The organism is Cytobacillus sp. Hm23, from assembly GCF_051842895.1.
GTDB lineage: Bacteria > Bacillota > Bacilli > Bacillales > SM2101 > Nanhaiella.
In genome coordinates this window covers 1-10,615 of record NZ_JBPXRQ010000075.1, presented here as the reverse complement: position 1 = coordinate 10,615, position 10,615 = coordinate 1, and the positions used below count along the sequence as shown (strand labels likewise).

7 protein-coding genes and 2 riboswitches are annotated in these 10,615 nt (G+C 35.6%); of the genes, 2 read left to right on the top strand and 5 right to left on the bottom strand.

The window, feature by feature from the left end:
- Positions 1-576 precede the first annotated feature (576 nt).
- The 5 genes from ACSVDA_RS24220 to ACSVDA_RS24200 form a co-directional block, all read right to left on the bottom strand.
- Positions 577-1,899 (bottom strand): NCS2 family permease, encoded by a 1,323-nt coding sequence (locus ACSVDA_RS24220; RefSeq protein ID WP_485886908.1) that lies wholly within the window; start codon positions 1,897-1,899, stop codon positions 577-579.
- Between the two features lie 198 nt (positions 1,900-2,097).
- Positions 2,098-2,199: riboswitch (purine riboswitch) on the bottom strand.
- Between the two features lie 137 nt (positions 2,200-2,336).
- Entirely contained in the window at positions 2,337-3,875 is a 1,539-nt protein-coding gene (gene guaA / locus ACSVDA_RS24215; RefSeq protein WP_485886906.1) for a glutamine-hydrolyzing GMP synthase, read from the bottom strand.
- A gap of 420 nt (positions 3,876-4,295) precedes the next feature.
- Positions 4,296-4,397, bottom strand: a riboswitch (purine riboswitch).
- Between the two features lie 72 nt (positions 4,398-4,469).
- Positions 4,470-6,620: a transglutaminase TgpA family protein gene (locus ACSVDA_RS24210; RefSeq protein WP_485886904.1), complete on the bottom strand. Its 2,151-nt coding sequence runs from the start codon at positions 6,618-6,620 to the stop codon at positions 4,470-4,472.
- Positions 6,617-7,834, bottom strand: coding sequence for a DUF58 domain-containing protein (locus ACSVDA_RS24205; RefSeq protein ID WP_485886902.1), 1,218 nt, complete (start codon positions 7,832-7,834; stop codon positions 6,617-6,619). Before ACSVDA_RS24205 ends, ACSVDA_RS24210 begins: the two co-directional genes overlap by 4 nt.
- Before the next feature lie 2 nt (positions 7,835-7,836).
- Positions 7,837-8,802: an AAA family ATPase gene (locus tag ACSVDA_RS24200; protein ID WP_485886900.1), complete on the bottom strand. Its 966-nt coding sequence runs from the start codon at positions 8,800-8,802 to the stop codon at positions 7,837-7,839.
- Positions 8,803-9,088: 286 nt separating this feature from the next.
- Here ACSVDA_RS24200 and ACSVDA_RS24195 point away from each other — a divergent pair, with 286 nt between their 5' ends.
- Positions 9,089-9,307 carry a YuzF family protein gene (locus ACSVDA_RS24195; RefSeq protein WP_485886898.1) on the top strand — a complete coding sequence of 73 codons (219 nt, stop codon included), beginning with the start codon at positions 9,089-9,091 and terminating at the stop codon, positions 9,305-9,307.
- A 14-nt stretch (positions 9,308-9,321) separates the two neighbouring features.
- Positions 9,322-10,212, top strand: a complete 891-nt coding sequence (locus tag ACSVDA_RS24190) for a manganese catalase family protein (RefSeq protein WP_485886896.1) — start codon at positions 9,322-9,324, stop codon at positions 10,210-10,212.
- Positions 10,213-10,615: the final 403 nt, after the last annotated feature.

Here is a 10,615-nt window from a genome sequence, read left to right as displayed (position 1 = left end):
CCGCCAGCGTTCGTCCTGAGCCAGGATCAAACTCTCCAATAAAGTTTGATTGCTCATTTGTTCAAAAAATTAACGTTGACGCTTTTGTTTTGTTTAGTTTTCAAAGAACATTTTTTGTTACTATCGCTCAGAGGCGACTTAATTAATATAACATTTCTGTTTGTTTGTGTCAACAACTTTTTTCAATGTTTTTTAACATGATGTTGTTGTTAACAGCAACAGATAATAATATATCATCTATACGATTTATAGTCAACACTTTTTACGGAGAAATTTAAAATCTATGAGATTATTAATTTCTACTTACACCTAAGTGATCAACAAAAAGCCCGACCTTGTATCCATTGTATATTGTATCACTGTTAGGCAAGCATTCCTAATATACAATATATAACGGAAGGTCGGACTTCTTATCAAATACCGTATTCACATAAACATTTTCTTGTTGTGTACGTGTTTATTTCTTATACGTAGATCAACAATTAATGTGAAAACAGGCTTTCTCTATAATACGATGAGGATTACATCATACATCATTTTGCTGGTTAGATAATCTGCATCTATAATATGAGACTATTAAACTAAAAATACGAAATAAAGTACAAACACGATAAACAACCCGTACATAATTGGATGTATTTCCTTCGCTCTACCCTTTATGATCATCGTAATTGGGTAAAAAATAAATCCAACTGCGATACCCGTTGCGATACTGTATGTTAACGGCATCGCTACAAGTGTTAAAAATGCTGGTACAGCAATTTCAAATTGATCCCAAGCAATTTTTCCTAAAGAAGAAACCATTAAAATACCAACAATAATTAATGCAGGTGCAGTTACCTCAGCTGTTACAACATTTAATAGTGGAGAAAAGAATAACGCAAGTAAGAAAAATCCTCCAGTAACGATAGATGCGAATCCTGTTCTTCCTCCTGCTGCTACCCCTGCTGATGATTCAATATAAGAAGTTGTCGTTGACGTTCCAAGAACTGACCCTACTACTGTTGAGGCAGAATCAGCAAATAAAGCTTTACCTGCACGAGGCAATTTGTTTTCTTTCATTAACCCTGCTTGATTCGCAACCGCGACTAACGTTCCAGCAGTATCAAAGAAATCTACGAAAAGGAAAGTTAAAATAACTAATAGCATTTGCTCAGTAGCTATGTTCGATAAATTAAATATCGCTTCTCCAAATGTAGGCTCTAAGCTTGGTACTGCTCCAACTATTTTATCAGGAGTATCTATTAAGCCAAAGATCATACCTGCAATTGCAGTCAAAGCCATACCATAAAAGATGCCACCATTAATCTTTCTTACCATGAACATAACAGTAATAACAACACCAAAAATCGCTAGTAATGTTTTACCGTTCGTTAAGTCACCTAGACCGACTAAAACAGCATCATTATTCACAATGATTCCAGCATTCTGAAAGCCAATAAAAGCAATAAACAAACCAATCCCTGCTCCTACTGCATGTTTTAACTCTGCTGGAATTGCATTAATAATCGTTTCACGTACGCCCGTTAATGTTAATACAATGAAAATTAACCCTGATACAAAAACACCAGACAACGCTGTTTGCCAAGGTATCTCATAAGTAAGGATCACTGAAAAAGCAAAGAAGGCATTTAATCCCATACCTGGTGCTAATGCAATTGGATACTTTGCAAGAAGTCCCATTAGTAACGACCCTATCGCAGCTGCTATAGCAGTGGCAGTAAATACAGCACCTGCATCCATGCGTAATTCGTCTGGATAATCCGGAATAGCTCCCAATGACAATGTGAAAGGATTAACAGCTAAAATGTACGCCATTGATAAAAACGTTGTTAACCCAGCAATAAATTCAGTTCTATAGTTCGTACCTAATTCCTGAAACTGAAAATATTTTTTCATTATATATACCTCTCCCTTATGAATGATATCGCCATATATTTGTAATAAAATACGCCCCCTAACTACTAGGGGCGTTGACATATAGGAATAAAGAGAGAAAAGGAAATATAGACAAATAGCAAACTCCAACAACATATAAGCATAAATCAAAATATAAGTTCAATTATTGGATTGTTTGAAGTTACTATGTCCATACAATTTCATCAATTTATACCTCGTAGTCAAGCCATTTACGGTAGCTAGGTAGAAACTTTTAGCCCATATCACTAAAAATATACGACGTATTTTTACAAAATTCGGTCCTCGTTTATTCTAACAACCACAATGGAGCATGTCAATAAAAAACACGAACATTATATAAATAATATTCGTGTTTGTTCGTGATTAATACTAATTCTCTTTAAGTTCCTTACTTAAGGAGTGTTCAGTGTAAATATTTACTCCCACTCAATAGTTGCAGGTGGCTTACTAGTAATATCATATACCACCCTGTTTACATGATTTACTTCGTTCACGATTCTTGTTGATATCACTTCAAGAACCTCCCAAGGTATGCGAGCCCAGTCAGAAGTCATACCGTCAATCGATGTTACAGCGCGTATGCCAATCGTATAATCATACGTTCGTGCATCTCCCATTACTCCAACACTCCTGATATTAGGTAAAACAGTAAAATATTGCCAAACATCTCTATCCAAGCCTGCTTTTTTAATTTCATCACGTAAAATAGCGTCGGATTCTCTCACTATTTCTAATTTATCTTCCGAAATTTCTCCAAGAACTCGAATACCTAACCCTGGCCCTGGGAACGGTTGACGCCAAACAACCTCATCTTTTAAACCAAGCTCTGTTCCAAGTGCTCGTACCTCATCCTTAAAAAGTGTATTTAACGGTTCAATAAGTTCAAACTGCATATCTTCAGGTAGTCCACCTACATTATGATGAGATTTAATCGTTTGAGCCGTTGCTGTACCACTTTCAATAATGTCAGTATATAAAGTCCCTTGCGCTAAATAGTCAATACCTTCCAGCTTTGCAGCTTCATCGTCAAAGACGTAAATAAATTCGTTTCCTATAATTTTTCTTTTCTGTTCTGGGTCCGATACACCTTGTAACTTCTCCATAAAACGTTGTTTCGCATCTACTTTAATGACGTTCATATGGAACCCTTCACTAAATGTTTTCATCACGCCTTCTGCTTCATCTTTGCGTAACAGACCATGGTCGACAAAAATACATGTTAATTGGTCACCGATTGCTTTATGGATTAACACTGCAACTACAGAGGAATCCACTCCACCGCTTAATGCACATAATACTTTTTTATCTCCAACCGTCTTACGAATTTTCTCTATTTCCATTTCAATGAAGTTCTCCATTGACCATAGCTCTTTACAATGACAAACATCAAAAACAAAATTTTTCAAAACATCATTACCATATTCAGAATGCCTTACTTCTGGATGAAACTGTACTGCATATAAATGACGAGACTCATTGCTCATCCCTGCAATAGGACACGATGGACTAGTTACATCAATTGAAAACCCTTCAGGTGTTTGAGTAACTAAGTCGCCATGACTCATCCAAGCTACTTGCTCTTTCGGCAATTTTTGAAATAGGGTTGAATCATTTTGAATAGAAATAGTTGCCTTACCATATTCACTATGGGTTGCTCCTTCAACTTTTCCACCGAAATGTTTTGTCATTAACTGCATTCCATAACATATCCCTAATACTGGGATGCCTAATTCAAAGATTTCCTCATCACAATGATAAGCATTTTCATCATATACACTGTTTGGCCCACCAGAGAAGATTATCCCTTTTGGGTTCATCTTTCTTATTTCTTCAGCTGTAATTGTATGCGGGTGTAATTCACTGTAAACACCCAATTCACGAATTCGTCGCGTTATTAATTGGTTATATTGACTGCCAAAATCAAGTACTACAACTATTTCTTCATAATGTTGCAAGCTTATCACCTCAATAGAATTTTTCAATCAAGTATGTTGTCTTTATCGTTTTTCAAAATCAAGGTAAAATATACCTTATGATATTGACAAATATACAGATCGTAACACAGTAGCTATGATAAATCTTCCAAAATTCAGCCTTTACCATAAATAATTATAATGTGCGATCAATGAGCACAATGATTATTTATGGTGATGATATCTTTACTTCATAAAAAGGGCTATCTTCGCATTCATTGTTGCTTTTCGTAATAAGAGCTAAAAACGATTATTTTTTTCTCAATAGACTATAACAATCTTTTAATACACATAAGTAACTCAAATACAAGTGAAAAAGCGACAAAGTTTACGAAAAGAGCCTAAAAAAACTAGAATCCCCCCTTTATTATATAAAGGCAGAAATTCTAGTTTTTTTGTACAAATAGAATTAACTGCCTTCATAGTCAGGTTATTATCGGTAACCCGGTAGAGACTCTTGAACCTTATTATCAAGGATATATGAAGGAAAAACACGCTGTATTTAATTGGCTGGATTTTTTCACTGCAAAACACATCTTATAATTTACACTATTCTATCAACCTACTACTACTTGGTCAAGATGCTGTCTTTTTAATTAAATTTTCCCATAATTCTACCGACTTTTCCCATTCGTCTTGTGCATTATCTTTGCGATATAATGCTCTTTCATAGCTTTTCGTTAGCTCTGTCATTTGTTGATGACCAAAATAAGAGTCGATATACGCAGCATAGGCTCTTAATGTTTGTCCCTCTTTGCGCCCAAGCCCATATACCGCTAACTGCTTTAGCAGTGCTGCATATGCCTTAAAGTAAACAACTTCATCCCTACGGTTTTTATATAACAAAATCATCACACTCGGATACCATTTTAATCTAGTTTTTCTTAATATGAAGAACATGAGGGTAGCAACGATAAGGACAATAGTTATAGGCTTCCATGGTATTGATATATTAGAGCTACTTTCCACTTCATATTTATTTGCTTCCTCTTCTTCTACTTCCTCTTCTTGTAATAGCTCTGGCTGTTGACTCTGAACTTCAGGTACATTAACCTCAGCAGCATCTCTATTAATATCTCGTCTAAAATCATATGGATTAGTAAAACCTTTTGTAGGCTCAAATGTAACCCATCCAATCTCTTCGAAATACACCTCAACCCAAGAATGGGCATTGTTATTCGTCACTTCATAAACGTCATGTTTAATCTTTTCTCCATTCGTAAAACCCTTTACCCATCGTGCAGGAATATCCAATGATCGTAATAGCACAACCATCGATGTAGAAAAGTTATCACAATACCCCTTCATCGTCTCAAACAAAAATTGATCAACATAATCTTCTTCTTCTCCAGGAATCGCTACATCCTCTGTTTCGTATTGAAAATTCACACTGTCAAAGTACGATTCAACAGCCTTCACTTTATCATATTGGGTTTCCTTACCTTCAGTAATTTCTTTAGCTAAATCACGTACTCTTGTTGGTAAAGTGTCTGGTAGTTGTAGGTACTTATAGATAAAACGATTTGATGCATCATATGGTTTCGCATTTTGTAAGGCTTCAACAGAATACTCAGGTAAATTATAGAGTGTCCTATAATATGTTAAACTGGTAAACTCTGAGTCTCGCTCAACATATAATCTTTCAGTCGTTTGGTTGAACTCAAGAGGAACGCCCTCGATTGATGTCAGTCCTAGCGGATATACGATAAATGGTTGTTGTTTCATCATATTTATTTGTGCTTCAACAGGAGTTTGTTCTACACTCTCGAAAGACCACCAATCACCATACACCTCAATTAATCTATCAAATGACCGTCGTCCAGAGCTTTCAGATGAAACCCAGCCCTTTCCAGTATAGACATCCTCAGTTTCTATTCTCCAGTAATGCTTCTCACTTGCTTCTACCGTAAAAACAACCTCGTCATCAGGAATAAAAGGGCCGCCTAACTGTGAACTATCTGATGAAAACCCAACCTTTTTCACACCACTACCGGTTCCATCATTACTTAGTACATACGATTTCAAATAGGGTACAGGGTCAGGCCATTGAGGTTCAGCTTTCGGAACGAGAAAACCGACAAAAGCAGATACGACAACAACAGCAAATGTAGGCAACAACCATTTTAAGAAAAAATCTCTTCTGTTGTTATTTAACAACTCAGTATCGATCGTCCGCTCATAATATAAAAAGCTTATCATAATTAAACCAATAACCAATATACGCACAATGGCATGTTCTGCTTCATATGGTGTAAACGTATCAATCACGGTTGTATATATAATTGTTAAAACAAAAAAGGTAAATATACGTTTTTGGTGCACAATCCAATAATGCATCAAGTAGCACATCATCCACAGCAAAATGAAAAATAGCAGACTTCGAAAATAACCTGTCATTTCTGTCCAATTACCGTCCAAAGCCATGGATATATTATATGATATCTCTTCATATATGAGATTTATCAACTCAATTTGAAAGAAGCTCCCGTCTTGGTAGGTCGTATGGAGCATATAAAACATGATTAATCCAGTAATAAGAAGTGATAGCCAAAAACGAATACGAAAATATAGTAATAGGAGACATATGACTAAAAAGACAAGGAATAATGATATACTTCCAGTATCGGTAATGAGAGTCAATGGTCTGAGCCACTCCCATAACAGAAAAAGGCTAAAGAGATATAAAACGATGTTCCTCACGTTAAATAGTTCATCTTGACGTATCATGGTCTACCCACCTCGTTAAACACATCTGTGAAACGTTCACCATATATAATCTTTGGTAGGATACGATTCTTTTCAATGCTTTCAATTAATTGAAGCTCCTCAGTTGATGGTTTAGCATCATTATCTTTAACAAGAATAAAAATGATGCTCGCGTTATTTAACGCCATTCGTTTCATAAATTGCATCATTTCTTCGTTAAGGTGTGTAGAAATAAGCATAATCGACACTGATCGATGGTATTTTGCTATTTCACCTTCTAACTGTGCAGTAAATGCCACTTCCTCTTCGGCCTTGACTCTTGCTAAATGATGCTGAATTTGTTGCTTTTGAATTCCCCCACTTCCTAAGGGAATCTCTACGTTATCTTTTCCTATTGAGATAAACCCGATTTGCGATCCTCTTTGTAATATTGCATTAGTCACCGAAGCTGCAAATGTAACCGAATGTTCAAATGCTACAGAACGTGATCGATCGAAAAAAACGACAATATCGTTGCTTTGCTGTTGCTCAAATTCCTTTGTCATAATCGTATTTTTTCTTGCTGTCGATTTCCAATCAATCCATGAAAAGCGATCACCATTTCTATATTCTCTTACACCTGTTGTAACAGCTGTTTCACGATGAACCTTCAAACGTGAAGACGTCATACCTTGTTCAAATTGGTTTTCGCCTTGAGAATAGACCATATCAATACACTTCGGATAAACTAATATTGAGTGTTCAGCAATATAGTTTCGCTCTTTTTCAATTAACCCAAGAAAATCACCTGTTTTAACTCTTATGTTAGACAGCTTAAATTCTCCTCTTGGAATAGACTCGATAATATATTCATACGAATAACTCCTCTTTAACCATGAAAAAACAATAACCTTTGATCTTTTTGATTGTATAGCATTAAGTAATGATTCTGGTAAGGTCTCTTCTATTAAAATATATAATAGCGGAAGTGGATATTTTCGTCTTATCGTAATAGTTCCAGTCAGTTTTTCTCCTGCGATAAACTGACTTTGATTAATATTACGTTCTACCTCAAAGAACCTGATAGGGTATATTGCTAAGATGAGAGAATAACATACAAACGGTAAAAAACTAAAAAATAAAAACCAACTAACGAAACCACCCTGAAACATCGCATATACAAAAATACCTGCTAATAATAGAAGTATTAAAAAGAACTTTCCGAAAAACAGTACAAAATTATTTACCTTTTTCATAATTACCTCAGCGATCTTTGACGTTGAATAGGTATACTTGTTCTTTTAATTACTTGTTCAATAATATCCTCTGTACTTAAACCTTCGAACTTTGCTTCCGATTTTAAAATAATGCGGTGAGAAAGAACAAACTGTGCTAAATATTGTACATCATCTGGGATTACGTAATCTCTATCATGGATAAGAGCAAATGCCTGACAAGCTTTCATAAGCGCGAGCGAACCCCTTGGACTAACTCCTAAGTACGTAGATGTATGATTACGTGTCCCTAAAACAAGGTTAACAATATACTGTTTCAATTGATCATCCACATAAACTTCTTTCACTTCATCTTGTAGTTGGCTAAGCTCTCCTAAATCTATCACTGACGTTAACTCATCTATCGGCTTACTTTTCTCCGCTCTTGTCAACACTTCGATCTCTTCTTGCACAGTTGGATATCCCATTTTCATTTTTAGTAAAAAACGATCCAGTTGCGCTTCAGGTAGTGGATAAGTTCCTTCATATTCAATTGGGTTTTGTGTAGCCATAACGAAAAATGGCTTTGATAATGACCATGAAATCCCATCAATGGTTACACTACCTTCCTCCATTGCTTCTAATAAGGCTGATTGTGTTTTTGGTGATGTTCGATTAATCTCATCTGCCAAAACAATATCTCCCATAATAGGGCCTGGTCGAAATTCAAATTTCAGTTCCTTTGGATTATAAATAGAAACCCCAGTTACATCAGATGGTAATAAGTCTGGGGTAAATTGAATACGTTTAAAATCTGCATTAACGGATTTTGCAAGCGAACGTACCATCATCGTTTTACCAACACCAGGTACATCCTCTAGCAACACATGTCCCTCAGCCAACAGAGCAGTTAAGCTTAAGATGGTAATGTCCCGTTTTCCTATCATTACTTTTTCAATATTTTCAATAACTTTATTTAGTACTGGATGAAACGTAGCAGCAACTTCCATATTTATCCCCCTGTAAAATAAAATGTTTAATATCTATGATTCGACAATAGATGATGAAATCCTACTATTTACATATTCTATAAAAATAGCTATCTAAGTTCAAGACAATGACAATAATTCCATTATAAAGGAAGTTGTTATTTAGTAGCTAGAAATATCCATTTGGTAAATAGTTTCCTTGTTAAATAATGTAATTAACGCCCGTGTTTTTTCATAATAAAATGAATGTTTCTGTCTTTCTTAACATATATATCTTAGATACATTTTGATAAAAGGAGCTGAGGAAATGAACCCTCAAAATACTCCACTTTATTTTTTTGATCCATATGTTTATCAAGCCTTATCTTCTATCCGCGGGACAAATGTCGTAGTTCAAACAACACAAGGTTCATTAAGAGGGATTTTACAAACAGTTATGCCCGATCATATTGTCATTGAAGTTAGTAAATCACCATTTTTCGTGAGAACCCAGCACATTGTTTGGATATCGCCTACTCAAGGTTAAAAGGAGGCATTACCATGTTTAAACGAGTTAACCGTTTGCAAATTGCTCTAACTATACCTGAGCACGGAGATGCCAACGCTGCTGCTGCAGTCCAAGAATTACTTGGGGGTCGCTTCGGTGAAATGTCAACATTGAATAACTATATGTACCAGTCCTTCGGCTTTCGTAATAAATCTAAATTTAAACCCTTCTATGATCTTGTCGCTAGCATTACTGCTGAAGAGTTTGGGCATGTTGAACTGGTGAACAACACAATAAATTTATTGTCAAGAGGCATCACATTTCCAGGAGACCCAAACATTACACCACTTCAAAACGGCTTAAATAAACGAAATACGTACCAATATATTGCTACAGCGCAGACAGCCTTACCAGGTGACTCAATGGGTAAAGCCTGGACAGGAGATTACGTGTTCAATAGCGGAAACCTCGTACTTGATCTTTTGCACAATTTCTTCTTAGAACTAGGTGCTCGTACACATAAAATGCGTGTATATGAAATGACGGATCATCCAACTGCGAGGGAAATGATTGGCTATCTATTAGTACGAGGAGGCACTCATGCACTCGCATATGCTAAAGCACTAGAAATTGCAACAGGTGTTGATGTCAAGAAAATGCTCCCAGTGCCTGATCTAGACAATTCAAAATTTGATTATGCTAGAAAATATGAAGAACAAGGATTGAATAACATCTTATACACATGGAGTGATACAGACTATAAAGACATTAATAAAATTTGGAAAGGTACTAACCCTGAAAATGGCGAGCCATTAGCAGTCATAGAGGGGACACCTGAAGGTGCTCCAATACCAGACTTAGATGATATGCCAGAAGAATTTGCGCCAGGAATCGATAGAGATGATTATGAACGGATTGCTAAGAAACTGATGGAGAATTTGTAACATATTTTAGAGATTTAGAAGTTGGGGATTTTACAAGGCTGAGAGAAAAGCAGTGAAAGTGGTTTTCTCTCAGCTTTTTTTATCATACACTCTTGCTTTTACTACTTTCATGAATCTTGTACAAACAAAGGAGACAGTATAGCAAGAAGACTATATTCACCTTCATCGATATAATGATATTTTTTTCCTCAATTATTTGTCCAGATTAGTCTTCCCATAACACTTTTATCTTGTCTTTTATATACTAGGTATAGTTAAATACAAATAAAAAAGCCCACCCTATAATAAAGTGTACCCTTTGTAAAGGACAGTTTTAAAAAAAGCCTAGGCTACATTAAGAAGGTGATCTCTGTATTGAACAGGGGTCATCTTCTTTAAATTCCATTGATATCTGTATTTATTG

What these genes read in the sequence shown, in the direction of transcription:
- ACSVDA_RS24220 (WP_485886908.1), bottom strand. Translation starts at nt 1,899, where the DNA reads ATGAAAAAATATTTTCAGTTTCAGGAATTAGGTACGAACTATAGAACT.
- ACSVDA_RS24210 (WP_485886904.1), bottom strand. Translation starts at nt 6,620, where the DNA reads ATGATACGTCAAGATGAACTATTTAACGTGAGGAACATCGTTTTATAT.
- ACSVDA_RS24205 (WP_485886902.1), bottom strand. Translation starts at nt 7,834, where the DNA reads ATGAAAAAGGTAAATAATTTTGTACTGTTTTTCGGAAAGTTCTTTTTA.
- ACSVDA_RS24200 (WP_485886900.1), bottom strand. Translation starts at nt 8,802, where the DNA reads ATGGAAGTTGCTGCTACGTTTCATCCAGTACTAAATAAAGTTATTGAA.
- ACSVDA_RS24195 (WP_485886898.1), top strand. Translation starts at nt 9,089, where the DNA reads ATGAACCCTCAAAATACTCCACTTTATTTTTTTGATCCATATGTTTAT.
- ACSVDA_RS24190 (WP_485886896.1), top strand. Translation starts at nt 9,322, where the DNA reads ATGTTTAAACGAGTTAACCGTTTGCAAATTGCTCTAACTATACCTGAG.